The following is a 23419-nucleotide window of genomic DNA, read 5'->3' on the forward strand; positions in this document are numbered from 1 at the left end:
GGCTTCACGACCCTGCAGGAGTGATGGCGGTGCAACCGGGAAGGGTGGGGATCGTTGGCCTTGGATTGATTGGGGGATCCCTCGGTCTCGATCTCCAGGCGCAAGGTTGGACGGTGCAGGGTCTCGTGCATCGTCAGATCACGGCGGATCGTGCCATGGCCCGGAGGCTGGTGGGAACGGTGTCGACGGATCCGCGCTGCCTCGCGGATTGTGATGTGGTGATCCTGGCCTTGCCGATTCCCTTATTGCTGAACCCACCTGATGAGTTGGTGGCCGCCCTGCCTGCATCAGCGGTGGTGACCGATGTCGGTTCGGTTAAACAGCCCGTTTTGGAGGCTTGGCGCCAACGGCATCCACGCTTTGTGGCGAGTCACCCCATGGCGGGTACGGCCCAGGCGGGCGTCGATGCCGGTGTGCTGAATCTGTTCCGAGGCCGCCCTTGGATTGCAACTCCGGATGCTCAAACGGACCCCATCGCCCTGGACCAAGTTCGTGATCTTGCCCTCAGCGTGGGTGGACATTGGCTGACGTCCAACGCCTCTCAACACGACCAAGCCGTTGCTTTGATTTCGCATATGCCGGTGCTGGTCAGTGCCGCACTGCTGCGTGCGGTGGGCGATGAGCGGGATCCGGAAATCCGGCAGCTGGCGATGGTGCTGGCCTCCAGCGGCTTTGCCGATACCAGTCGCGTGGGTGGAGGGAATCCGCAGTTGGGGGTGGCGATGGCCTCCACCAATCGAGATGCGGTGTTGCGCGGATTGGCGGCGTACCGCTGGAGCCTCGAGCAGCTCGAAGATGCCGTTCTCCAGCAAAACTGGTCTCAATTGGAGTTGGAATTGCTCCGAACGCAAACCCTGCGCCCAGATTTTTTGAGGGCACCTGGTGGGGTCAGCTCCGAAAGCTGAGGGGCTGTCCCCGTTCCGCCATGAGCTGACGGCAGGCATTGAGGGCAGACAGGCTGACCCCCGCTGTGCCCTCGCCTGGGTGAAGGCTGTCGCCGCAGAGCCAAAAACCTGGCATGGGCGTTCGTCCTGCCAGGCCAAAGGGGCCAAACCGGCTGGGATGCTGCCCGAGTCCCCCAACCATTCCATTGGGACGACCCGTCCAGCCGGCGAAGCCCCGTGGCGTTGCCAGCTCAGCGTGCAACCAGGCATCCTCCCGAAGGTTTAGCCAGCTGTTCAGTTCTGCTTGGATCAGGGTCAGCATTTCTTGCTTTCGCTGCTGATAGTCCGGCTCCGGCAAGCGGCACCAGTCACCCGTTGGAGTGAACACGCTGGCGATCAAGGTGGCCTGTCCCCGGGGTGCGCGCCCGTCGCCGTCGCGGCTGACAGAGACAAATAGGGATCCCGGGGATGCGCAGCCGCGCTGGAGATGGCCTGGGCAGGGATCGGGCAGGGCATTACGAGATACCGCTCCGTAGAGAACCAGCGCACCACTTGGTTCATGCAGGTTTTCTAGTCGCCTTCGATATCCCTTGGGCAGCTGATTCAGATCGATCAGTTTCAGCAGGCACTGGGGGGGAAGGCTGCAGACCACATCGCGACTGTTGAGTTGTTTGTGCTCGTCTCCGGCCGTGGTGACATGCACTTGCCAACCGGATGAGCAGGGCTGCAGCTTGGTAACCCGATGCTTCAGAAGCACGTTGCCGCCGTCGCGCTTAATGGCGGCCACCAGCTGGTCGCTCAGCACCTGCATTGATCCCTCCAGATGCCAGAGCCCCAGTGGCGCTTGAGCCATCTGTAGGACTGTGGCGCCGTAGAGAGCGGCGGTGCGATTGGCCGGCTCCTGGGAGTACAGCTTCAGCTGGAGGTCGAGAAAGCGTCGGAGCCGTTGATCTTGGCCGCACCCACAAAGCTGCAACAGATCGGCGATGGTGAGACCTGTGAACAGCCCTGATGCCAGCGTCGCGGGACGCAGGGCCCGCAGCATGGTGCCGAGATCCCAGAGGGAACGCGGAGTCACCACGGGATCTTGGTTGGCGAACTGCCAGTTGCTCGAATGCAACTGATGGCAAAGGCTCCAGAAAGGTTTGCTGCCAGGAAACTGATGCTCCCGTTCAGCGGCCCACGCTTCCGGGTCATGCCAAAGGGGAATGGGAGGGGAGCCATCGCCCAGGTCCACCACACAACCCGGGTTCAAAATCTCCGCTGCGGGAAGAGGCACGTTCAGATGCTTCAGCAGTCGTGCATGACTGCCCCCCGGCTCCAGACCGGCGACCTGGGTCGCCCCAACATCGAACACCCATTCACGGCGACGGAATGTTCCGGCACATCCCCCTGTTTGGTGGTGCGCTTCCAACAGCGTGACCTTGACGCCATCGCGGGCCAGCAGTGCCGCTGCGGTTAAGCCTGCGATGCCACCGCCCACCACGATCACGCTGGAATCGCTCACGACGCTCTGAAGAATCGAGCCATGCTGGCAAGAGAGGGGGCCTGATGAGGATGAACAGCGAACTGCGCCTCGAACTCACAGCGGAGGGTGGCCCGTTGGCGGGGGCTGACATCGCTGATGTCTCGCCCGTGGGTGGCGGTTGCATTCATCAGGCCTGGAAACTGCGTCTCAGTAATGGCCAGGTGTTGTTTGCCAAAAGCGGCGGCTTAAGCGCGCTGCCCCTCTTTGAGGTGGAGGTGGAGGCCCTTGAGGCCTTGCATGCCCATTCAGACAACACGTTTTTGGTTGTCCCGCAGCCCTTGGCTCTGGCAGAACTGCCCCATGGTGCGGTGCTGCTATTGCCTTGGTTGGATTGTCGTGGCAGCGACCAAGCAGCCCTCGGCCGGGGGTTGGCACTGTTGCACCAGTCGTCCATGGCATCCAGCCCAGGACGTTTCGGCTGGCACCGTGATGGCTTCATCGGTGCTGGTCCCCAGCCAGGTGGTTGGCGGGGCGATTGGGGATCTGCATTTGTGGAGTTGAGGCTGCGCCCCCAACTCGAGGCCCTTGATGGGTTGAATCAAGCTTCAATCGACTTGGACCCGTTGTTGTATCGCCTTGCAGAGCACCTGAATGAGCATCAGCCGCGTCCTGCGTTGGTGCATGGCGATCTATGGGGTGGGAATGCCGCCAGCCTCGCGGATGGTCGGGGAAGCATTTTTGATCCCGCCAGTTGGTGGGCTGATCGGGAAGTCGATCTGGCCATGACCCAACTGTTCGGGGGCTTCGGGGAAGATTTCCGATCTGCTTATCGGAAAGTGCTTCCTGAGGTTCCAGGCGCTGACGGTCGGGTGGAGATCTACAACCTGTACCACCTGCTCAACCACGCCAATTTGTTTGGGGGCGGTTACATCAACCGATGCCGAGCCAGTCTTAGAGATCTGGCTCGGCGGCTTTGAGAATCAGCCCAGGTACTCCTGTCGGAGAGTTTGAACACGCTGAACGAGGGCGTTGCGCTTGTCGCTGGTGGTCAGGTTCTGCCAACTCCACTGGCCGACCACGACCACGCCGAGCAGTTCCAGCAGGCCTGGAACGATCGGCAGCAGATTGATCGTGTCGAGGATGCCCTTGATCAGAATCTGGGCAATGATCACGGCGGCAAAGATGCCAACGATCTTGCCGATGCGTCCCATCTGACTCCAGTCGACCTGGTCAAGGGTGTCATTCACCTTGCCCAGAACGTCGCTGTAGCGCTCAGCAAAGGAGGTTGTGTCGTCCTGAGCAGGAGCGTTGATGGGTGTCGTCACGGTTGCGTCGGCATCCTTGACTTCAGTGGGGGCGTCACTCATGGAAACGACCATGTCATTCGCTATTTCAGCTGAGGGTATCGGTGAGACGCGGTATACGCCATCCGTGCTGCAAATTGATTACCGATGCCACACGGATCTGTGCTGCACGCTCCTGGCACCTCACCCCGAGGAGGGTTGTGCATTGCTGCTTGGCGAACGGGTCTCCCCAGAGCTCTTGAGACTTCAAACGGCCTGGCCCTGTTGCAATGTCTGGGGGCGAGGAGGATCAGAGCAGCAGCCCGTCATCGACCGCCGCCGCAGATTTCTGGTGGACCCGAGAGAACAGCTTGCAGCGCAGCGTTGGGCTCGTGCACGCCATCAACGTTGTCTTGGCGTGGCTCACTCCCATCCGGCTTCCCCCGCAGTGCCATCACATCACGATCGGCTTTGCGGAGAGAGTGAAAGTCTGATGCTGATTCTTTCGGCTTCGGTTGGGTTGCGTGCCTGGTGGCTGCATGGCGACCGCACCGTGGATGAAATTCCCATCCAGCTTTGGGACACTCACAACCATGCAGGACCGATCGATGCTGAGTGCTGATGAGCGGGGTCGCTATGCCCGCCATCTGATCCTTCCCGAGGTTGGCCCGGCAGGCCAGCTCCGGCTGAAATCTGCTTCTGTGCTGTGTGTTGGCAGCGGGGGGCTGGGATCTCCTCTGCTGCTTTATCTGGCTGCGGCAGGCGTCGGCCGCATCGGAATCGTTGATGGTGATGTGGTGGAGCTCTCGAACCTCCAGCGACAGGTGATCCACAGCTCAAGTGGGGTGGGCTGCTCCAAGGCACGCTCGGCTGCGGCACGGATCCATGACCTCAATCCCCACTGCCAGGTCGATGTGCACGAACACATGCTTGATCTGGATAACGCCTTGGATCTCATCGGTGCCTATGACCTGGTGTGTGACGGCACGGATAACTTCCCCAGTCGCTATCTGATCAACGACGCCTGCGTGTTGCTTGGCAAGCCACTTGTTTATGGATCCGTGCAGCGCTTTGACGGCCAGGTCAGCGTGTTCAACCGCACACCGATGAGCCCTAACTACCGCGATTTGCTGCCAGAACCTCCGCCGCCTGAGTCTGTTCCGTCTTGTTCAGAGGCTGGGGTGATGGGCGTGATGCCGGGGCTGATCGGTCTGCTTCAGGCCACGGAAGCGATCAAGCTGATTACGGGGATTGGTTCCTGTCTGGATGGTCGGCTGCTGGTGGTGGATGCCCTGGCGATGCGATTTCGGGAACTCACCCTCCGCGTTGATCCCGATCGCCCGAAGATTGAAAGCCTGGTTGACTATCGCGAGTTCTGCCGTCCGGCGACATCGGAGATGGAATCCATCAATGTCATGGAGCTGAAGGCCCTGCTCGACTCCGCTCCAGGCGAGATTGCGCTTGTCGATGTGCGTAATCCTGCTGAGGCAGAGGTGGCTTCGATTGAAGGAAGCCACTTGGTTCCCTTGGCCTCGCTGGAGAGTGGAGAGGCGATCGATCAAATCCGCTCCCTTTCGGAGGGTCGGCGCCTTTTGGTGCACTGCAAACTCGGGGGGCGCTCTGCGCGTGCCGTTGAGCTGTTGGGGCAGCAGGGCATCTCGGCCACGAATGTGACCGGTGGGATTGATGCCTGGTCGCAGCAGGTGGATCCTGCGGTTCCCCGCTACTGAACTCCAGGCTTAGTAATCCACCCCTCGCTTGAGATCGACACCCTGTTCGGCGTAGTGCTTGTGGCACACCATCTCTGAATGGATGCTCGCTAGATCGAAATAGGCGGGAGGGTTTTTGCAGCGACCGGTAATGATCACTTCGGTTTCCGCCGGTTTTCGGAGCAGTGTCTGCAGGATCGGTTCGACCGGCAGCAGCTCTAAGTCCACTGTGGGGTTCAATTCATCGAGGATCACGGTCTTGTAGAGGCCACTGGAGATGGCTGCCCTTGCGATCTCCCAGGCCCGCTCGGCTTCCACGTAGTCAATCGGTTCCTGCTGGCCCCGCCAGACGATCGCATCACGGCCGGAGCGGAGGTGGTCCACCAGATGGGGATAACTCTCGCGAAGGGCGGCGATCGCCGCGTCTTCGGTGTAGCCGCTCCCGCCTTTCAGCCACTGCAGGATCAGAACCCGATGGCTCTTGTCTTGGCTAATGCCCCGACCGATGGCCTGCAGGCCCTTCCCGAGCGCACTGGTTGATTTGCCTTTGCCTTCCCCGGTGTAGATCTCGATGCCGCTGCTCACGTTGAGAGGCACGACGCGGTTGTCGTTCATGCCCGGACGGCGATGGGCCCGCATCTCGGAGTGGAGGTCGGCTTCACGCACCAATGGGGCAGGGGCGGCCCGACCGGTGACGATGATTTCCATCCCCTCCGGCCGGTTGCTGAGGGTACGGACCACATCCTCAAGATCCAGCAGGCCGAGGTCCAGCACAGGATTGAGTTCGTCAAGCACCACCACCGAGTAGAGGGCACTAGCGATCGCGCCTTTGGCGATCACCCACCCCCGCTGCGCTTCCTCTCGGTCGAAGCGGGTGGCTTCCTCCGCCGTGAAGTGGTCGGCCCTTCCGGTGCGTAGGTGGTCGATCAGGTGTGGGAAGCCCTGCTGCAAGGCCTCGATGGCCGCATCCTCGTCGTAGGCACGGCCGGGACCCTTGAGAAAGCGCAGCAGAAGCACACGGGTCTGCCGCTGCTCGCAGATGCCGAGTCCGATGGTGCGCAGCACAACCCCAAGGGCGGCTTGGCTTTTGCCCTTGCCCTCGCCGTCATAAATGTGCAGCTGTCCATGGCTGCGCTCGCGACTGTCCGCTGCGGTGACGATGCCGATGCTTTGAGGCATGGGGGCGGCTCTTACCGTTGGAGCCTACAGAGATCAAACGATTTTCCCCGCTGATGTTTCGGTTGCAGGAGCCTTTGGCCGATCGTGAGCAGCAACAGCTGGCTGAATTGCGGCAATGGATGGATGCGCAGTCCGCACTCTGTGTGGCCTATTCCGGTGGGGTCGACAGCACCCTGGTGGCGGCAATCGCTTATGAAGCCAAGGGCAGTTCAGCCTTGGCGGTAACGGGCGTATCTCCTGCACTGGCTCCTCATCTGTTGCGGGAGGCGCGTGACCAGGCTGCCTGGATCGGCATTCAGCATCGTGAGTGTCCTACGGCCGAGTTGAGCGACCCCGACTACAGCAGTAACCCCGTCGATCGATGCTTTGCCTGCAAGCGGGAATTGCATCACCATCTCCAGCCCATTGCCGCGGTGGCCGGCGATGCGTTGGTGATTGATGGGGTCAATCTCGATGACCTGGGTGATCATCGCCCGGGTATCGAGGCCGCCCAACAGGCTGGGGTTCGATCCCCCTTGGCTGAATTGTCGATCGACAAAGCAGCGATCCGTCTGCTGTCGCGGGCCCTCGGTTTCCCCTGGTGGGACAAACCAGCGCAGCCGTGCTTGGCGTCTCGCTTCCCCTACGGCGAAAGCATCAGTGCCGAACGGCTGAAGCGGGTTGGCCAGGCGGAAGCCTGGTTGATCGCCAGGGGCTTCAGCACAGTCCGTGTGCGATCCCATGGTCTCGCTGCGCGCATTGAGGTGCCCAGTGAACAGATCCGCGATGTGCTCACGCTTGCGGAAGCTGATGCTCTGGTGCAAGCCTTTCGCTCGCTTGGATTCACCTCCGTCAACCTGGATCTCGAAGGTCTGGTCAGCGGCAAGTTGAACCGCCGCTGAACTCTTGCCGGTCTGTTCAGCTGGGGAGCTGGGTCGGTGTCTCCACGGGTTCTCTCACTCCACTGGCAATAGCTGCAGGCGTTTCGCGCAGGAAGTTTTTCAGCGCATGGCGTTTCGCTTGAAGCTCCGTGCAGAGAATCGCGCAGGCCTGCTCCGGCATGGTGTGGTCACCACAGGTGAACACATCAACGGCTGCGTAGCCGGATTCCGGCCAGGTGTGGATGGAAATGTGGGATTCCGCCAGCAGGGCCAGACCCGTGACCCCCTGGGGCTGGAATTGATGGGTGATCAAGTTCAACAGCGTTGCACCAGCGCCTTTGGCTGCTGAGGTGATCGTTGTGCGGATAAAAGCTTCGTCGTCGAGCCGGTTTGGATCGCAGTCGTAGAGCTCGAGAATGCAGTGTTTACCGACCATGTCGGTGGCATGAATCTCAGTTGCACCCCATCCCGGGTTGGGATGCAGTTCAGAGAGGGTCTGCTCCATCAGGCGATGAGAGAAAAACAAGGCCGCCAGACTATCTGATGTCCAGGTCTGGTCTCAGGTCTCTTGCTCCGAGAATTTGGGCCTGCTGCTGCCACCCGCCGCCAAAGCCTTCGAGGTGGGTGGCGCTCACCAGGCATTGATGCGATTCGCCCACGGCTTCGAGCAAGAGCTGCTGTCGGGTTGGATCCAGTTCGGCGAGCACATCATCGAGAAGCAGCAGCGGTGGCTCTCCGCACAACTGGGTCACCAACTCCAGTTCAGCCAGCTTCAGCCCCAGCACCAGCGACCGCTGCTGCCCAGCGGATCCAAACCGTCGTGCTGGGCTGCCGCCCAGGAGCAGGGCGATTTCATCCCGGTGTGGGCCCACGCGGCAGTTGCCGAGGCGTTCCTCGTCTTCCCGCTGCTCGCGCAGTTGCTCCTCAATGGCGAGTCGCCATGGTTCTTCGGCGTCTTCTCCGTCGAGTCGGCTGCCTGGTTTGTATTGCAATTCCAGAGCTTCTGTCCCACCGCTGAGGTGGGCCTGCCAGCGCTGGGCAATGGGTTCCAGCCGTTGCAGGGCCCGTTGACGCCGCCGGTGAATTCTGGTGCTGACCAGCGCCATCTGGACGTCAAAAGCGTCGAGCAGCGCATGGCGTTCGGCGCTGCGGGTCTGTCTCTGGCGCCAAAGCTGGCTGCGCTGTCGCAACAACCGGTTGAGCCGTGCCATCAGATCGGCATAGACCGGTTCGAGCTGCAGCACGACGCGGTCAAGCCACTGCCGGCGCAGGCCGGGTTCGCCTCGCACCAAATCAAGATCCAGGGCGCTGAAGCCGATGCAGCGCAGCGGACCAATCAGGTCCAGCTGCCGATCCAGCAACTTTCCGTTCCGCTTGGCCTGACGCCCTCCCTGGCGACGAAGTTCCAGTTCCAGACGATCACCATCCCCCACGTCGGCACGGATCAGGGCCTGGGGTCTGTCCCACTGGATGAGGTCCCGATCATTGCTGCAGCGATGGGAGCGCAGGCTGCCCAGTAACTCAACCGCCTCGAGCAGGTTGGACTTGCCAATTCCGTTTGGTCCGATCACCAGCAAGCGCGGCTGCGTCAGTTCAAGCTGCAGAACGGTGTGGTTCCGGAAGCCCTGCAGCTGGAGCCTGTGTAGCCGGATGGGTGCAGGGGCGAACAGTGAGTAAGGTACCTGTATCGGGTCGGTTGCCGCTCGATATCACTGCGGCTTACCGCCGATCAGTGGGCATGTAGCTCAGTTGGATAGAGCATCAGATTCCGGTTCTGAGGGTCGGGGGTTCGAGTCCCTCCATGCTCGTGTTTGATCTCAATGTCTCAGCTCAGGCTGAGTCCCATGGCTCGGATGCCATTGGGATCAATCAGAAAACCTTGCTCTTTGAGAGCCTGGAGGGCATCTGCAGGTGCTGAGATCGAAAGGCTGCAGCCTGGTAGATCCCGACGCAGGATTTGCAGGGCACGATGCACCAGAACAGCGAAGAGGATCGCTTGGTTTGGCCCCGGTTTCGCTGCCAAATTCCAAAGATTGGCGTTGAGGGCTAGATCACTCGTGGCCCGCACAAATCCAATCAGTTCCCCATTCGACTCATCCAGGATGCTGATTTGCCACAGACTGCGCTGAAGCGCGAGCTCCCAGCGTTCTTCAGGGTGGGTTGATTCCCCACAGGACATCAGCAGGGTGTTGAGCTGTTCAGACGTTGGAGGAGTCGATGTCTCAAGTCGCGTGCCCTGGGGCAACGGTGGAATCGAGGGTTGTTGAAGGAATGACAGCACAATGGCTCAACCGGTGTTGCGCATGCCGGCTGCAATGCCATTGAGGGTGAGCAGTGCACCCCGCAGCAGCTCACTGCGGCTGTAGGTGCGTGTGTCTTCGGGCGCTCCCGGGGTTTCGCTCATGGGCGGTTGCCGGTTCTGATCACGCAGTCGCTTCAGCAGCGCAACCTGGAGAAAGCCCAGGGGAACGATGGTGCGATTGCGCAGATCAACGGACAACTGCAGCCCTTGATCAGCTCCGAGGAGTCGGTTTTGTCCCGTGATTTCCAGCACCAGCTTGCGGGTGAGTTCGTATTCCTTGGCGATCACCTGGAAGATTGCTTCAAAGGCCTCTCGCTGTTCGGGGTGCCCCAGGCTGTTCATGTAGTGATGAGCCAGGTCGAGATCCACCTTGGAGAGGGTCATTTCTACCTTTGAAATGAGCATCCGGAAGAACGGCCAGCGTTGATGGAGGCGGCGCAGCAGATCAAGTTGTTCCGAGTCGCTGCCCACTTCTTCCGACAGAGCTGTGCCGAAGCCAAACCAGCTCGGCAGAAGAAATCGGCTCTGGGTCCAACCGAAGACCCAGGGGATCGCCCGCAGACTGGACAGGTCTTTTGCGCCTGTTTTGCGTCGGGCCGGTCTGCTGGAGATCTGCAGTTTGCTGATTTCCTCGATCGGAGTGACTTGCTGGAAGAACGCCACCAGATCGGGATTGTCGTGAACCAAAGCCCGGTAATGCTCCCTTGAACGGGTGGCGAGACGACTCATCAGCTGATTCCAGCTTGGCGTCGCATCCAGCTGGTTGGTTACCAGGCTGTTCTGAACCACGGCCGTGGTCACGGTCTCCAGGTTGTACAGCGCCAACTCGGGCAGGCTGTACTTGGAATTCAGTACCTCACCCTGTTCGGTGATTTTGATCCGGCCCTGCAGCGTGCCGCTGGGTTGGGCCAGGATCGCCTGGTAAGCCGGCCCCCCTCCACGACTGACAGACCCACCGCGGCCGTGGAAGAGGCGAAGCGCCACATCCTGGCGGCTGGCGAGTTCCTGAAGTGCGATTTGAGCCTGGTGAATCTCCCAGTTGCTGGAGAGAAAGCCGGAATCCTTGTTGCTGTCTGAGTAGCCCAGCATGAGCTCCTGCAGCGGCTGTTTCTGTTGGCCTGCAACCGGTAGGAGTTCGCGGTAAAGCGGCGTTTTAAACAATCCCTCCATCACCGCGGGGGCCCGTTGGAGATCCTCCACGGTTTCGAACAGCGGCACCACCAGTAGGGAGGCCCGTTTGTTCGGCGGGTCCACCAGACCCGCCTCTTTCGCCAGCAGCAGAACCTCCAAGAGATCCGATGCCGTGTGGCTCATCGAAATCACATAGGAGTTGCAGATCCGCTGGCCGAATTCTTCCTGGAGGCGCTGCAGCATTCGGAACACCGCCAACGTCTCTGATGTCGGCGCTGACCAACTGGTGGCTGGCGGGATTAGGGGCCTGCGGGTCTGCAGTTCCTGGAGGAGCCATGCCATCCGCTGCGTTTCATCCATGTCCCCGTAGGCCTGGGGCAGTTCCAGGTTGCGGGTGAGTTCATCGATCGCATCGCTGTGGCGGGTGCTCTCCTGACGGATATCAAGGCTGGCCAGCGAAAACCCAAAGATGTGCACCTGGTGCAGCAGCGTGTCGAGCTGTTCGCAGCTCAATTCGGTGCTGACGAGGCTGTTGCGGACCAACTCAAGGTCACTGCGGAACTGATCCACCGAGGTGTAGTGGAGAACATCGGCTCCGCCGAGTCCGTCCTTGGGATCGGTCAGGGCTTCACAGGGCATCTGCCAGCCCGCCTCCGACAGCTGATTGTTGCGGGCAAGCGTGCGCTCAAGCTTTTCGAGCACGTAGCAGAGCTTCAGCCGGTAGGGCTCCAGTCGGTATCGAGCTGCTCTGCGCTCGTAGATCTCCGGGAACCGGAGCCGATCCATCTCCAGGGACTCCAGCAGTGATGGCGCCACCTGACTCCACTGCATGGAGATGCTCAGCTGCTGGCGTAGCGACTGGACGGAGTGGATGTACAGCTCCAGCATCAGCTGACGCTGGTAACAGGCTGTTCGCCAGGTGATCTCGGGTGTCACCGAGGGATTGCCGTCCCGATCGGATCCCACCCAGGAGCCAAATGTGCAGAAGGATGCCTGGGGGACCTGGACATCGGGATAATGCCGATGCAAAGCAGCGGTCAGCCTCTTACGCAGTTTCGGCATCGCGTCAAACAACACCTGCTGGAAGTAGTGCAAGGTCGAATCCACCTCATCGATCACGGTGGGTTTGAACTGGTGGAGTTCATCGGTACGCCACCACAGTCGGATTTCCTCTTCCAGTTGGTCGCGACAGTCCTCGCGCAGCTGATTCGCGAGAGGGTTGTCTGATTGAAGTTGCTGGAGCAAGTTGGCCACACGCCGCTGCTTGTGACGCACTGTGTGCCGAACGATCTCCGTGGGATGGGCGGTGAACACCAGACGGATATCCAGCTCCCGCAGCAGGTGTTCCACCTGTGCGGGGGGGACGTTCATCCGACGCAGCCGCTCGAAGACTTCTCCAAAGGTGGCTGGATCAGTCTGATTGGCGAGGGGGGGAGCAAAGGGATCAAAGGCGTCCCGTTGAGCCGACTCAGCACTGAGATTGGGCCGCAGGCTGTCGAGATAGCTGTCTTCCTCGATCCGCTGCTCAAGGATGTTGATGAGCTGGAAATAGAGCGAAAAGGCGCGGGCCGCTGAGATGGCTTCTGAAAGATCCATGGCTCGGATCAGCTCGACGATCGCTTCGCTCGTGCTGTCGCCGTCCCGTCCCTCTAAGGAGACAGGGTCACTGAGTTGTTTGAGTCGCAGCAGACGTTCGCTCTGCTCCGGTGGGCACTCACTGCGCAGCACCGTCTTCCACAGGTCTTCAATCAGATCCAGACGGTGCTGAAGAAGCTGCCCGGCACCGGATGCACCACCGTTCAAGCGTGCTGTCTCGTTGTCGGAGACATGGGTGGTGGACTCGGGCATGAAGTCTCCACGCTGCGACGGACTCGACATGATCATCCCAAACAGGGTTCCCCGGTGGTCATCTGTTGTTCTTCCTGCTGCATCAGCTGGATCCCCTCCTGAAGCAAGTCATCGATGGATTGGCCCCGGGCATGAGCCGCTTCCCAGCGCATGGCCTGATTGCCGTGGGTCAGCAGTGCATCCAACGGCTTCAAATAAGCACTGAGCTGGAGGGATTCGGCGAGGGGAGCGAGCTCATCAAGCAGCTCCTCAAGCCAGTCCTTGCAGGTGATCGCACGGCCATCCCGCCAATGCTTGAGTTCAGCGTTCAGGCTTGATTGAGCGACGGCTGCATCATTGCTGTCAGCCAGCTGGGCCAGCTCATCCGCGGATAGGACGCTGCTGCTCAGGGGATCGAGGCGAGTCATGTCCTGTCTGAGGGCCAGCAGCCGTAGCTCAAGCAGGCAGGTGATCGCCAGCAGCTCATGGGGATTGGTGATGAGATCGCAGATGCGTAATTCCAGTCGGTTGAGGTCGTACGGGCGTCGCGGACCGTTGGGACGAACGGACGTCCATAGGTGACGTTCGTTGCGCATGGCCCCCGTGGCCAGTTGCTCCTCCACCCACTGGATGTAGTGGTCGTGATCCCGAAATAAGGGAACCGATTGCGGCGTTAGGGGGAATTGATGCCATCTCTGGGAATGGTGGCTTGTGCTGCGCCCATCCAGAAAGGGGGAACTGGCGCTCATGGCCAGCAGGAGAGCGGCTTCGCAGCGCACAAGCCGGACCGCTGCAAACAACCAGTTCAGATCTGTGATGCCGAGGTTGATGTGAATGCTGGCCGTCACGACCCTGGTGCCGTAAAGCCGCTCGATGAGAGCGTGATAAGCATTGCCGGGGTCCGAGCGTTCGAACCGGCTGCTGTCTCCCAAACTCATGGTGCTGCCTGGCAGAAGAGTGAGCTCCCGCTCGCGCAGCCACCGCCGCAATGTCCGCCGGGGAGCGAGCAGTGCCTCGGGGAGTTCGGCGTAATCCCTGATCGGGTCGGTGACGTATTCGAGATTGCGACAGTCCGGTTCTGTTACGAAGCCAGGCAGTTCCCTGGCAACGTCGGTGGCGACGCCGACGTTGGCTCCGTTGGGCTGACCGGTGAACAGTTCGACCTCGAAGCCTTTCAGTAGAAGGTGTTGTGCTGTCATCCCGGCGGGTTCAGGCAAGCCAGTGCTGTCAGCATTCCCCTTGCTTTGTTCAGGGTTTCCTCGAATTCAGCCGTCGGTTGTGAATCGGCAACGATGCCGGCCCCGGCCTGAACTTTGACCCGGCATCCACCGCCGTCTCGTGGTTGCACGACCATGGTGCGGATCGTAATGGCCGTGTTGAGGGCTCCGGCCAGATCGACGGATCCATAGACCCCGGAATAAGGGCCGCGCGCATCGGGCTCGAGTGTATGGATGAGTTGCATGGCACGGATCTTCGGTGCACCGCTGACGGTGCCGGCGGGAAAGGCCGCCATCAGCAAATCCCACACATCGTGCGTCGGGGCCAGGCGTCCTTCGACTTGGCTGACGATGTGCATGACGTGTGAATAGCGCTCGATCACCATGAGGTCTTGCACCGCCACGCTTCCGGGTTGGCAGACCCTGCCGAGGTCGTTGCGTCCCAGGTCAACAAGCATCACGTGCTCAGCGCGCTCTTTGGGGTCGGCCAGCAGATCAGCTTCCAGCTCTCGATCCTCTAGTGGCGTGGCTCCCCGTGGCCGGGTTCCCGCGATGGGCCGCAGGCTGGCATGGATGCCATCTGCTGCAGGCTCGGCTTGAACCATCACCTCCGGGCTTGAGCCGATCAGTTGCCAGTCCCCAAAGTCGAAGAACGCCATGTAGGGAGATGGATTCACCATCCGCAAACTGCGATACAGCTCCAGGGGCGACTGAGGAACGTCGGTCTCAAGGCGCTGACTGATCACCAGTTGAAAGACATCGCCGGCCGCGATGTGTTCTTTGGCAGTGTCGACGGCGGCTTCGAATTCATCGCGGCTGCGGTTGGAGCGCACTGCGGGAAGTTCTTTGCTTCTGGCATCCCAGGTCAGCGGTTGGACGGCCGGAAGAGGTGCATCCATCCGTTGGCGCAGGTCGTCAATCCGTCCGATGGCGGTCCGCCAGGCCTGTTCCTCATCCGCGCCATCGGACAAGTCGCCGAAGGCGACGGCCGTGATCTGCCGTTTCACCTGATCAAAGATCAGGAGCGCGTCCATCAGCATCCAGATCCCGTCCGGGGGATCGGCCGCGGCTCGGGGATGCACCGCAACGGTTGGTTCAATCCATTGGATCAGTTCGTAGCCCCAAACGCCATAGAGCTGTCCCAGAGGGGGCAACCCCGGCAGGTTGACGCAGGCGTAAGGAGCTAAGCAGTCGCGGAGTGATTCAAACGGGTTGCCCGTGAACTCGTCTTTACGACCATCGCGCCAGGTGCGTGTCAGACGGTCATTCCTGGCTGATGCTGTCCAGAGGGGATCGCAGGCGATCACACTCCAGCGACCGAGAGTTTCACCTCCTTCGACGGACTCCAGCAAAACACCTGGAGGCCTACCCTCTCCCACCTTGATCCAGGTGGTGAGGGGTGTTTCAAGATCTGCGGGCCAACTCTGAGCCAGAGGGATCAGGTTGGCACCACTGCAAACCGCCTGATGAAAGGCGTCGCGATCGGGACTAAACATCTCCTGATCATCGCAGCCAAGACCCGAAGATCACGACCTCCGGGCTTGGAGATTGATCGTTCAGGAGTCGAAGGTGTTGCGGCCGCTGAACTTAATGTTGGCAGGGTTGACGTTTTCGCCGATGCGACGGGCGTTGTGCCCAACCATGGAACGTCCTTCGTTCACTTTTTCGGGGAAAACACCATCCTTGGGATGCAGGAACTCGGTGTCACCACCGGGGTAGATCCGGTAGATCTTGTAGTCCTCGATCCGGGGCTTGAATTTGGTGCGCAGTTGGGTGCCGAGGGCGAGGCACTGCTCTTTGCGGGCGAAGTACATCAGGTTTTCGCCTGAGTTCATCAGGGCAGCTCCACCGGTGGGGAGCTCGAAAGCCTGTTCTGTCTTGCTGGTCCAGGTGATCGCGTATTTCTCTTCAGTCTCTGCTGAGTTCAGAAGTCCGCCAGTGCTGGCGATGTGCTGAGGAAGTTGACCATTCAACGCCGTTGCTGCCATGGCTGAAGGAATCCACAAGAGCCGTTACGACTGGAAAGTAGCACCGTCATCGGTTGCTCTTTTGCTCTCCGAAAGCAAGCTTCACACCCGACAACATATTGATCAGTTCCCTGGGGTGTGCACGGGGAAGAAAACGGTGATGTCGCGATCACGTCTGGACTGATAGCGCCCCCCCAGGCTGGCCATCATTTGGCGGGTTGCATCCTGACTCAACTGCAGGCTCCCAGTGCTGGGATCCCAGCTCAGGACGGTCCCTACTTCCTCGCGTTGGGGAGCTGTGCCGGGCTCGGTGGCTGAGGTTCTGTTGGGATGCTCCACATGGAGTTGAAGCTTCACTCGCGGGCCCGCCGCTTGGAGATGAAGTGTCAGCTGACTGCAGGGGGCTAGCCCTCTGGTGCAGCGGTCGATCAGACCTCCCAACATTGGTTCCAGCCGTCGGGAGTCACTGAGAATGGCCGGCAGGTCAGCGGTGAGGTCCAGCTCAAGGCTGATTCCTCTCCGATCCAGTTGCTCTGTCCAGCTGGGTGCAAGGGCGGTGAGAATGGCGTGTAAATCCGTGCGGGCCAAATTGGCTTCGTTGGGCTCCCGTTGAAGCTCGGCGGCATGGAAGATCAGGCCAAATCGGTCGATCTGTTCGCTGCATTCAACATCGATCTGACGCAAGCGATTCACGACGACGTCGGGCAGATCCTTCCGCCGCAGCAGAGACCGGATCAATGTTCTGATCGTTGCTAGAGGGGTTCTCACTTCATGGGTGATGGCTTCCAGCAAATTCAGATCGCCATGGCTGGGGTCTTCTGGTGGGCGCTCGGCCTGGATGGGTTGCAGCATCAGCCCCGGAGCTGTCCCGGTGAGCCGTTCTGTGAGGCGGGGCCAGAACTGTTCTGACCAGGATCCATCGCCCTGAAGGGTGCCGATGGATTCGAGTGCTTTGCGGAGCTGATCGGCCTCTGCCGGTGACTGATGCTCCAGCCGACGCCCTAGCTGCAGCAGAACATCACTGAGTGTTTCCGGGTCAGAACGCATCAGCAACTGGCGTTTCTGGGCGGGGCCGTGCAGGGCCAGGGCGACTTGGACCTCGGGCGTGATCACTAGCAGCAGGGGATCATCTCCGTCATCGCGGCGCAGTGACAAGCGTTGGCATCTCTGCAGCGTGCCTGGTTCATCGCTGCTTGACCGTCCAGGTAGTGCCGTTGGATGAGGACTCAATTGATCCAGGCGCTCTGGAGCCCAGACCCATCCCTGCAGATGTTTCAGCAACTCCGGTTCGTAGAGAGCTGGCAGGGGTGCCGCTAGCCAGATCCCACGCTCAATGCCGCGCTCCAGCAGGTCCTGTTGCAGGGTCTCCAGAGCTGCCCACCAAAGCCGTCGGACACCGATCTCATCGCAGCGACCCTGGGGCACATCCTGCGCCAGTCGTTGCCGCAGGTCGGTAAAGGTTGGCCCTGTCAACGGAGTTGTGCCAAGGAGCGACGGCTCTGCCGAACCACAGACAGGCAGAGGCCGAGAGCGATGAAATTCACAACCATCGCTGAGCGCCCATAGCTCAGGAAGGGCAGGGGGATTCCAGTGACAGGGCCCAGGCCAATGGTCATGAAGATGTTGACCACCACTTGAAACATCAGCATCGTGCCGATTCCGATCACCACGAGCGATTCGAAGTCGGAGCGGGCATTTCGCGCGACTTGAAGCAACCGCGCCATCAATGCAGCAAAGCCAAGCACCACCAGGAGACACCCAACAAACCCCGTCTCCTCGCCTAGAGCGCTGAAGATGAAATCGGTGTGCTGTTCGGGAATGAACCGCAGTTTGGTCAGTTGCCCTTGAAGAAGGCCCGTCCCCAAGACGCCGCCTGAACCGATGCCCACAGTGCTCTGAAGGAGGTGATAACCCCCGCCGAGGGGATCCTTGCTGGGGTCAAGGAACAGCACCAAACGATCCCGTTGGTAGTCCTTCAGGCCATGCATCCAAAGCCATGGCGTCACTGCAGCCATGGCGCTGTGGATGGCCAAGGTTGCTGTTGCCGCCAGGCGCTTCCAGGGCAGGGAGCGGTAGGCGACAACGACCATCAGTGGGATCCAGATCCCCATGGCCCAGGGGAGAAGCCCTGACAGAAGGGCAGTCACCAGCGGTGACAGCAAAAGAATCACCCACTCAATTGGCATTCCCGACCAATAGAGCATCGTGAGCAACAGGGCGCCGAACACAAGGGATGTGCCCAGATCAGGCTGGATGAACACCAGGAGCCAAGGCACGGCGATCACGCCCAGCGGACGCATGAGATCGATTGGTCGTTCCACCGGGTGTCGTGACAACACCGCTGCCACAAGCAGGATCGCGGCGATCTTGGCGAATTCCGACGGCTGAATATGAACCCCGCCGATGCTGATCCAGCGTTGGGCCCCCAGCGCCGTGGTTCCAATGACCCTTACCGCCACCAGACTGATCACGGTCAGGCCATAGACGGGAACCAGCAGTGGTCGGAGCCGCTGAAGTGGCAGGCGTTCCAGTCCCAGCGCCAGCAGCACCCCAAAGGCCGCGGTGATCCAGTGGTGATACCAGTCGGCGTAGTCCGCCTGGCGTTGTGTGCTGGCGATCAGCACCCCGGCGATGGCGATCATTCCGATCGGAACACCCCAGAGCACCCACTCCCTGTGCGGTCTGCGGCGGTCACGTCGGCTGAACATCGTCAGGCGGGCTGGGTGACGGCCTTCAGCACTGCATCTGCGAGCCCGTTGAACTCTGCGGCGCTGGCTGATTCGCTGCGATTGATCACGATCGGCCGTCCTGTGTCTCCACCTTCCTGAACAGGCATTTCCATCGGAATTTGGGCCAGAAGAGGAACGTCGTAGTCGGAGGCGAGTTGGGCTCCGCCGCCACTGCCGAAGAGGGCATAACGGCAGTCGGGACGATCCGGAGGAATGAAGGCGCTCATGTTCTCCACCACGCCGAGGACGGGAATGCCCATCTGCCGGAACATGGCAAGACCCCTTCGCGCATCTTGCAGTGATACCTGCTGCGGTGTGGTCACGATCACAACTCCTGCCATCGGAACTGCCTGGGCCAGGGACAACTGCGCATCACCGGTGCCCGGCGGCAGGTCGACGACAAGAACGTCCCTCTCACCCCATTCGGCCTGGTAGAGAAACTGACGAATGATGCCGTTCAGCATCGGGCCACGCCAGATCACGGGCTGGTGATCATCGATCAGCAGACCCATGGACACCATGGCGATTCCGCAGGTTTCGATCGGGACAATCCGCTGCTGATCTCCGCTTCCCTGCACCTCCGGCGTTTGATCAGCCACACCCAGCATGGTTGGTGCGTTGGGTCCGTAGATATCGGCGTCCAGGAGCCCAACCCGCAGGCCGGTCTGGGCGAGTGCGCAGGCCAGATTGACGGCCACGGTGCTCTTGCCGACGCCTCCCTTGCCGCTGCTCACAGCAATCACCTGGCGCACTCCTGGGATCGACTGCCGTTCAGCCGGCTGTCCGTGGCCTGCTTGGCCAATCCCCCCCTGGCTCGGTGGTTGGCCGATCTCAATCTGGACGTCGTCGATGCCGTCGATGCTCAGCAGAGTTTCCCGTGCCTCGGTCACGATTCGGTCTCTCTGCTCTTGGGCGAAGCCGGGAAGGCTGAGGCGAAACACGGCCCGCGGCGGGCTAATGCGGATTTGTTCGATCCAGCCGAGCTCCAGTGCCGATTTGCCACTGCCGGCATCTTTGACTTGCTGGAGGGCGTGGTTGGCCTGCTCAACCGGGTTCATCGGTTTCATTAGGGCAAGCCGGATCCTAGGGGCGTCGCCCGTGACAGTCCCTCACGGATGCTTGTCCAGGCCTGGGGTGACTTGGTTAGGTTTCGATGTCTTCAGTCTCTGACACATGGTCCGCTCCCTGATTCGCCGCGTCCTCGGACGCCAGGACGTGGGTGTCAGCAACTCCACCCTCGAGCTTCCTCCCAGCGACTCCAGAGATCGGGCTCGGGCAATGGTGATGGGGCTTCAAGACGAGATCTGCTCTGGCCTGGAAGCTCTCGATGGTGAAGGCCGCTTTGCAGAGGAAAGTTGGGTACGGCCTGAAGGGGGTGGTGGCCGCTCCCGGGTGATGCGTGAGGGCCGCGTCTTTGAACAAGGCGGCGTGAATTTCTCAGAGGTTCAAGGGGAAGAACTGCCCCCATCCATCCTCAAGCAGCGTCCGGAGGCCAAGGGTCATCCCTGGTTCGCCACGGGAACGTCGATGGTGCTGCATCCGCGCAACCCCTACATCCCGACGGTTCACCTTAATTACCGCTACTTCGAAGCTGGCCCGGTGTGGTGGTTTGGAGGGGGCGCCGACCTGACCCCCTATTACCCCTTTCTTGAAGATGCACGCCATTTTCATCGCACCCATCAGGCGGCCTGTGATTCGGTTCATCCGGATCTGCACAAGGTCTTCAAGCCCTGGTGCGATGAGTACTTCTTTTTGAAGCACCGTGGTGAGACCCGCGGCGTCGGCGGCATTTTTTACGACTATCAAGACGCCAACGGCACGCTTTACAAGGGACAGGACCCGGCGGGCCCAGCCGCTCAGGTGTCTGCACGTTTGGGGGCCAGGCCATTGAGCTGGGAGCAGCTGTTCTCGCTCGGCCAGGCCAACGGCAGAGCCTTCTTGCCCTCCTATGCACCCATCGTTGAGAAGCGTCACCCGATGGCTTATGGCGACCGCGAGAGAGAGTTCCAGCTCTATCGCCGTGGCAGGTACGTGGAATTCAACCTGGTCTGGGATCGCGGCACGATTTTCGGATTGCAGACCAATGGGCGTACGGAGTCGATCCTGATGTCTCTGCCTCCGCTCGTGCGCTGGGAGTATGGCTACACCGCAGAGGCCGGATCAAGGGAGGCCCTGCTGACTGAGCTGTTCACCAAGCCTCAGGATTGGTTTGGGGATTCCAGCCTCGACGACCGCTGCCGCCCCCATGGAGCGATCAACTAACTGACGCCCTGAACGAGCGCGTTCACCACGCGCTCGGCTAGGCAATTCACGGTTTGCTCCCTTGTGCTCGTATCCCTGAGCTTCGTTTCAAGGGGGGGTTCAAGCATGGCGATTTCAAGAATCCCGATGCCGCGCCTTGGACCTCCAAGGCCTCCTCGAAAATTCCGTGGGAATCGTCCAAAGGCCTTGGCCAAGCTTTCATCGACGACATTGAGTGCACGCACGTTCGCGAGCACGGGAATCAGGCCTGAGCCGAAGCCATGGGGCCGGTAGGCGTCGAAATGGATCTCTAGTACATATTCCCCGCGTTCGGAAAACACTTTGGCTTTCGACCAGTTGGTGGCAGGGTCGTTGTCGTTCGCGATGGTGATTGAGGGAGGGGTGTAAGACCGGATGTTCAACCCACGTGCTTTGCCTTGGCTGACAACAGCAGCCTGAACCTCGCGGTTCCAGAACAGCTCATCCCGAATGCCCGGTTGCATCGGCGGACGGTTTTGCTGATCCACGGCATAACCCGGTGTTCCGGGACTGGCGGTGCCCTGGGAGTCGGCGTGTCCTGCCATGACGACGATCGGCAAGTTGGTTTGAACAGGGCTGCTACCGACCCAGCTCCCGGATTCCTTCGTGCGTGGGCCCAGCAATGGGTCTGGGGTGGCCGGCGCGGGGCAGGGTTCTGGCGCTGGCGGTGCCGGCGCTAGTTGCTTTGCTGGTTTCTCTGTCAACCCGGGTGCGCTCAGCCAATTGCGCTGTTCAGCAGCCTTGGTCATGGCGAGCGTCACCAGAGACAGCCCTGTGATGGCAAGGCCTGTGGCAAAGCGACGCCGTTGAATCCAGGCCGGCAGACGCATGGTTCAGATGGGGGAGGAGAGCAGGGATCCATCACTGGCGAGTTCAAGGGTCTCGGCCAGTTCCAGTTCGATCGCGATTAATTCATCGCGATGGGCCCGCAAGCGAATGGCGCTGCCTTCTCCCTCTGGAGGAGGCAGCAGCTGCAGTTCTAAGGCTTCTGTGCGTGCCGCCCGCCGTGTGTAAAGAGCTCCAGCCATAGGTCCGAAGCCAATCAACAGCAGGGGCCACCAGTGCAGTTGTGGTGACAGCTGACGCAGAACCAGGGCGAAGCAAGCGGAGCCGATGGCAGCCAGTAGGGACAGCAGGACGGCCAGGGGTTGGCTGGATGCCACCTTCCCCTTAAAGCGGAGCACCTGCCGCTCTGCATCTCCGCCATCTCGGCTCCAACCGCGAGCCTCCAGCCAAGCGCTTAGACCGTCGAGAACGGTCAAGGGCGGTTGGGGAGACATCACATCCACAACAGTGGTTCGGTCTTTGCTTGCTGCCCGCAGGAAGAACACCAGACCAATCGCCAGCAGAACGGTCAGCAGGAGAGTGGATTGGAATCCTGCAGGCATGGCGTCCCGATCGTGATGAACCTTTTTAAGCCTTGCGCAGGCTGAATCGCTTAGTTCAACGCGAATCGGTGTGCGTCCAGCCAGCTGCGCCAGGGGGCCATGAGTCGCTCGGCTTCATTGCGGGCATCCGATTGAAGATGCAGCATGCGCCGTGGTCGTCCACGACTCGGGCAGCGTTGGGTGTAGCTGCTAATTGAGCCCTGTTGCTCGAGAAAATCCAGAGCCTGTTGCAGCACGGTTTCAGAGAGCCGCAGTTGTGGCTCTTCCTGGATCAATTTCTGCAGGAGCCCGGAGGGATAGTTGTCGTCTTTGAGCAGGCACTCAAGGATCCAGCAGACAGCCAATTCCAGGTCGAGAAATTGTGGCGGTGGCTGGTGGAAGTACTGCTCGATGTCTGCCAGGCAGGTGCGCGATGGCTTTCTGCGGGAGAACACAGGCGAGGGATAACTCCCCCAATCAAATGCGATCTCATTTCGAGATTCAAGAGGAGAGTCTTGAGACTTGCTGTAGAGGCGGTTGGCCACACTGGCCATATCCATCCTTGAAGCCATGGCTGAGCAGTCCTCGTCCCCTGCGGAATTCGCCGTCTTTGATCGCGATCTCGATGCAGCTTGGACGGAGCGCTATTTGCAGTGCCCGCGGCTTGCGGTCGATACCGAAGCGATGGGACTGATCCATGGCCGTGACCGGCTTTGTCTGGTTCAAATTGCGGACGCAGAAGACCGTGTCGCCTGCGTCCGCATTGGCTTGGGCCAGACCGAGGCGCCCAACCTGAAGCGCCTGTTTGAGGCTTCCACTGTGGAGAAGGTGTTTCACTTCGCACGGTTTGATGTGGCAGCTCTCGCCGCCGGTCTGGGGATTGCGGTGGATCCTGTCTTCTGCACCAAGGTCGGGAGTCGGCTCGGGCGGACTTACACCCCCCGCCACGGTCTCAAGGATCTGGTGATGGAATTGGTGGGTGTTGAGCTTGATAAGGGCGCCCAGAGCAGTGATTGGGGCCGTGTGGACGAACTCACGGATGCTCAGCTGGCCTATGCCGCTAACGACGTCCGATATCTCTTGCCGGCCCGGGAGCGTTTGGAACAGATGCTGCGACGGGAAGGGCGCTGGGATCTGGCTCAGCGCTGTTTTCAATGCGTTCCGGTGGTTGCCGAGTTGGACCGGCAGCGTTTTCACCAGATCTTTGAGCACTGAA

At 60.6% G+C, this 23419-nt stretch carries 23 protein-coding genes and 1 tRNA gene; 8 read left to right on the forward strand and 16 right to left on the reverse strand.

From position 1 onward, the window contains the following. Positions 1-23 precede the first annotated feature (23 nt). Complete coding sequence (locus tag DXY30_RS03365; protein WP_115093373.1) at positions 24-905, forward strand: prephenate/arogenate dehydrogenase; 882 nt, start codon at positions 24-26, stop codon at positions 903-905. On the opposite strand, the gene crtD is transcribed toward DXY30_RS03365, so the two are convergent. Continuing rightward, complete coding sequence (gene crtD, locus DXY30_RS03370; RefSeq protein ID WP_115093374.1) at positions 889-2391, reverse strand: C-3',4' desaturase CrtD; 1503 nt, start codon at positions 2389-2391, stop codon at positions 889-891. The genes DXY30_RS03365 and crtD overlap by 17 nt on opposite strands. A gap of 50 nt (positions 2392-2441) precedes the next feature. Between crtD and DXY30_RS03375 the strand changes: the two genes are divergently transcribed. Further along, complete coding sequence (locus DXY30_RS03375) at positions 2442-3329, forward strand: fructosamine kinase family protein (RefSeq protein ID WP_115093375.1); 888 nt, start codon at positions 2442-2444, stop codon at positions 3327-3329. A 3-nt stretch (positions 3330-3332) separates the two neighbouring features. Here DXY30_RS03375 and DXY30_RS03380 read toward each other — a convergent pair whose 3' ends face one another. Then, positions 3333-3719, reverse strand: a complete 387-nt coding sequence (locus tag DXY30_RS03380) for a CAAD domain-containing protein (protein ID WP_115093376.1) — start codon at positions 3717-3719, stop codon at positions 3333-3335. Positions 3720-3729: 10 nt separating this feature from the next. On the opposite strand from DXY30_RS03380, the gene DXY30_RS03385 reads away from it, so the two are divergent. Then, positions 3730-4257: a M67 family metallopeptidase gene (locus tag DXY30_RS03385; RefSeq protein WP_115093440.1), complete on the forward strand. Its 528-nt coding sequence runs from the start codon at positions 3730-3732 to the stop codon at positions 4255-4257. Continuing rightward, complete coding sequence (gene moeB / locus DXY30_RS03390) at positions 4229-5365, forward strand: molybdopterin-synthase adenylyltransferase MoeB (protein ID WP_115093377.1); 1137 nt, start codon at positions 4229-4231, stop codon at positions 5363-5365. The genes DXY30_RS03385 and moeB overlap by 29 nt, the downstream gene beginning before the upstream one ends. Before the next feature lie 9 nt (positions 5366-5374). On the opposite strand, the gene DXY30_RS03395 is transcribed toward moeB, so the two are convergent. Then, complete coding sequence (locus DXY30_RS03395; RefSeq protein ID WP_115022838.1) at positions 5375-6523, reverse strand: cob(I)yrinic acid a,c-diamide adenosyltransferase; 1149 nt, start codon at positions 6521-6523, stop codon at positions 5375-5377. Between the two features lie 53 nt (positions 6524-6576). Here DXY30_RS03395 and larE point away from each other — a divergent pair, with 53 nt between their 5' ends. Further along, a complete protein-coding gene (gene larE, locus DXY30_RS03400) occupies positions 6577-7404 on the forward strand; it encodes an ATP-dependent sacrificial sulfur transferase LarE (protein ID WP_115093378.1) in 828 nt (275 codons plus the stop codon). Between the two features lie 16 nt (positions 7405-7420). Here the strand turns inward: larE and speD are convergent, their stop codons facing one another. Then, on the reverse strand, positions 7421-7888 hold the full coding sequence (gene speD, locus DXY30_RS03405) for an adenosylmethionine decarboxylase (RefSeq protein WP_115093379.1): 468 nt from the start codon (positions 7886-7888) through the stop codon (positions 7421-7423). Between the two features lie 31 nt (positions 7889-7919). Next, positions 7920-9014: a DNA replication/repair protein RecF gene (gene recF / locus DXY30_RS03410; protein WP_244281237.1), complete on the reverse strand. Its 1095-nt coding sequence runs from the start codon at positions 9012-9014 to the stop codon at positions 7920-7922. A 103-nt stretch (positions 9015-9117) separates the two neighbouring features. On the opposite strand from recF, the gene DXY30_RS03415 reads away from it, so the two are divergent. After that, positions 9118-9191, forward strand: a tRNA-Arg gene (locus DXY30_RS03415). Between the two features lie 17 nt (positions 9192-9208). On the opposite strand, the gene DXY30_RS03420 is transcribed toward DXY30_RS03415, so the two are convergent. The 8 genes from DXY30_RS03420 to DXY30_RS03455 all read right to left on the reverse strand — a co-directional run bounded on the left by DXY30_RS03420 (position 9209) and on the right by DXY30_RS03455 (position 19614). Continuing rightward, positions 9209-9664, reverse strand: a complete 456-nt coding sequence (locus DXY30_RS03420) for an N-acetyltransferase (protein WP_115022843.1) — start codon at positions 9662-9664, stop codon at positions 9209-9211. 6 nt (positions 9665-9670) lie between these two features. Next, positions 9671-12664 (reverse strand): phosphoenolpyruvate carboxylase, encoded by a 2994-nt coding sequence (gene ppc / locus DXY30_RS03425; RefSeq protein ID WP_115093441.1) that lies wholly within the window; start codon positions 12662-12664, stop codon positions 9671-9673. 32 nt (positions 12665-12696) lie between these two features. Further along, the gene (gene gshA / locus DXY30_RS03430; RefSeq protein WP_115093381.1) at positions 12697-13842 is read right to left on the reverse strand and encodes a glutamate--cysteine ligase; all 1146 of its coding nucleotides are present in this window, start codon (positions 13840-13842) and stop codon (positions 12697-12699) included. After that, positions 13839-15356: an anthranilate synthase component I family protein gene (locus DXY30_RS03435; protein ID WP_115093382.1), complete on the reverse strand. Its 1518-nt coding sequence runs from the start codon at positions 15354-15356 to the stop codon at positions 13839-13841. The genes gshA and DXY30_RS03435 overlap by 4 nt, the downstream gene beginning before the upstream one ends. A gap of 60 nt (positions 15357-15416) precedes the next feature. After that, the gene (locus DXY30_RS03440) at positions 15417-15848 is read right to left on the reverse strand and encodes a photosystem I reaction center subunit II PsaD (protein ID WP_115022846.1); all 432 of its coding nucleotides are present in this window, start codon (positions 15846-15848) and stop codon (positions 15417-15419) included. Between the two features lie 102 nt (positions 15849-15950). Further along, entirely contained in the window at positions 15951-17300 is a 1350-nt protein-coding gene (locus DXY30_RS03445; protein ID WP_115093383.1) for a sensor histidine kinase KdpD, read from the reverse strand. Continuing rightward, positions 17297-18535: a rod shape-determining protein RodA gene (gene rodA, locus DXY30_RS03450; RefSeq protein ID WP_115093384.1), complete on the reverse strand. Its 1239-nt coding sequence runs from the start codon at positions 18533-18535 to the stop codon at positions 17297-17299. Before rodA ends, DXY30_RS03445 begins: the two co-directional genes overlap by 4 nt. Positions 18536-18537: 2 nt before the next feature. After that, positions 18538-19614 carry an Mrp/NBP35 family ATP-binding protein gene (locus tag DXY30_RS03455; RefSeq protein ID WP_115093385.1) on the reverse strand — a complete coding sequence of 359 codons (1077 nt, stop codon included), beginning with the start codon at positions 19612-19614 and terminating at the stop codon, positions 18538-18540. Positions 19615-19729: 115 nt separating this feature from the next. Here DXY30_RS03455 and hemF point away from each other — a divergent pair, with 115 nt between their 5' ends. After that, positions 19730-20818 (forward strand): oxygen-dependent coproporphyrinogen oxidase, encoded by a 1089-nt coding sequence (hemF, locus tag DXY30_RS03460; protein WP_115093386.1) that lies wholly within the window; start codon positions 19730-19732, stop codon positions 20816-20818. Here hemF and DXY30_RS03465 read toward each other — a convergent pair. From DXY30_RS03465 to DXY30_RS03475, 3 genes are read right to left on the reverse strand one after another with little or no spacing between them, the layout of a single operon-like run. Next, complete coding sequence (locus tag DXY30_RS03465) at positions 20815-21666, reverse strand: N-acetylmuramoyl-L-alanine amidase (RefSeq protein ID WP_115093387.1); 852 nt, start codon at positions 21664-21666, stop codon at positions 20815-20817. The two genes, hemF and DXY30_RS03465, sit on opposite strands and share 4 nt — an antisense overlap. Before the next feature lie 3 nt (positions 21667-21669). Then, complete coding sequence (locus tag DXY30_RS03470; RefSeq protein ID WP_115093388.1) at positions 21670-22224, reverse strand: cofactor assembly of complex C subunit B; 555 nt, start codon at positions 22222-22224, stop codon at positions 21670-21672. Between the two features lie 50 nt (positions 22225-22274). Beyond that, positions 22275-22658 (reverse strand): helix-turn-helix transcriptional regulator, encoded by a 384-nt coding sequence (locus tag DXY30_RS03475; RefSeq protein ID WP_115093442.1) that lies wholly within the window; start codon positions 22656-22658, stop codon positions 22275-22277. A gap of 115 nt (positions 22659-22773) precedes the next feature. Here DXY30_RS03475 and DXY30_RS03480 point away from each other — a divergent pair, with 115 nt between their 5' ends. Further along, on the forward strand, positions 22774-23418 hold the full coding sequence (locus tag DXY30_RS03480) for a ribonuclease D (RefSeq protein WP_115022859.1): 645 nt from the start codon (positions 22774-22776) through the stop codon (positions 23416-23418). Position 23419 lies beyond the last annotated feature (1 nt).

Origin of the sequence: Synechococcus sp. UW106 (assembly GCF_900474015.1) — a bacterium.
Lineage (GTDB): Bacteria > Cyanobacteriota > Cyanobacteriia > PCC-6307 > Cyanobiaceae > Parasynechococcus.

Coding starts and splice junctions, on each gene's coding strand:
- DXY30_RS03365 (WP_115093373.1), top strand. CDS start 24: ATGGCGGTGCAACCGGGAAGGGTGGGGATCGTTGGCCTTGGATTGATT.
- DXY30_RS03375 (WP_115093375.1), top strand. CDS start 2,442: ATGAACAGCGAACTGCGCCTCGAACTCACAGCGGAGGGTGGCCCGTTG.
- DXY30_RS03380 (WP_115093376.1), bottom strand. CDS start 3,719: ATGAGTGACGCCCCCACTGAAGTCAAGGATGCCGACGCAACCGTGACG.
- DXY30_RS03385 (WP_115093440.1), top strand. CDS start 3,730: ATGTCATTCGCTATTTCAGCTGAGGGTATCGGTGAGACGCGGTATACG.
- moeB (WP_115093377.1), top strand. CDS start 4,229: ATGCAGGACCGATCGATGCTGAGTGCTGATGAGCGGGGTCGCTATGCC.
- DXY30_RS03395 (WP_115022838.1), bottom strand. CDS start 6,523: ATGCCTCAAAGCATCGGCATCGTCACCGCAGCGGACAGTCGCGAGCGC.
- larE (WP_115093378.1), top strand. CDS start 6,577: ATGTTTCGGTTGCAGGAGCCTTTGGCCGATCGTGAGCAGCAACAGCTG.
- speD (WP_115093379.1), bottom strand. CDS start 7,888: ATGGAGCAGACCCTCTCTGAACTGCATCCCAACCCGGGATGGGGTGCA.
- ppc (WP_115093441.1), bottom strand. CDS start 12,664: ATGCCCGAGTCCACCACCCATGTCTCCGACAACGAGACAGCACGCTTG.
- gshA (WP_115093381.1), bottom strand. CDS start 13,842: ATGACAGCACAACACCTTCTACTGAAAGGCTTCGAGGTCGAACTGTTC.
- DXY30_RS03435 (WP_115093382.1), bottom strand. CDS start 15,356: ATGTTTAGTCCCGATCGCGACGCCTTTCATCAGGCGGTTTGCAGTGGT.
- DXY30_RS03440 (WP_115022846.1), bottom strand. CDS start 15,848: ATGGCAGCAACGGCGTTGAATGGTCAACTTCCTCAGCACATCGCCAGC.
- rodA (WP_115093384.1), bottom strand. CDS start 18,535: ATGTTCAGCCGACGTGACCGCCGCAGACCGCACAGGGAGTGGGTGCTC.
- DXY30_RS03455 (WP_115093385.1), bottom strand. CDS start 19,614: ATGAACCCGGTTGAGCAGGCCAACCACGCCCTCCAGCAAGTCAAAGAT.
- hemF (WP_115093386.1), top strand. CDS start 19,730: ATGGTCCGCTCCCTGATTCGCCGCGTCCTCGGACGCCAGGACGTGGGT.
- DXY30_RS03465 (WP_115093387.1), bottom strand. CDS start 21,666: ATGCGTCTGCCGGCCTGGATTCAACGGCGTCGCTTTGCCACAGGCCTT.
- DXY30_RS03470 (WP_115093388.1), bottom strand. CDS start 22,224: ATGCCTGCAGGATTCCAATCCACTCTCCTGCTGACCGTTCTGCTGGCG.
- DXY30_RS03480 (WP_115022859.1), top strand. CDS start 22,774: ATGGCTGAGCAGTCCTCGTCCCCTGCGGAATTCGCCGTCTTTGATCGC.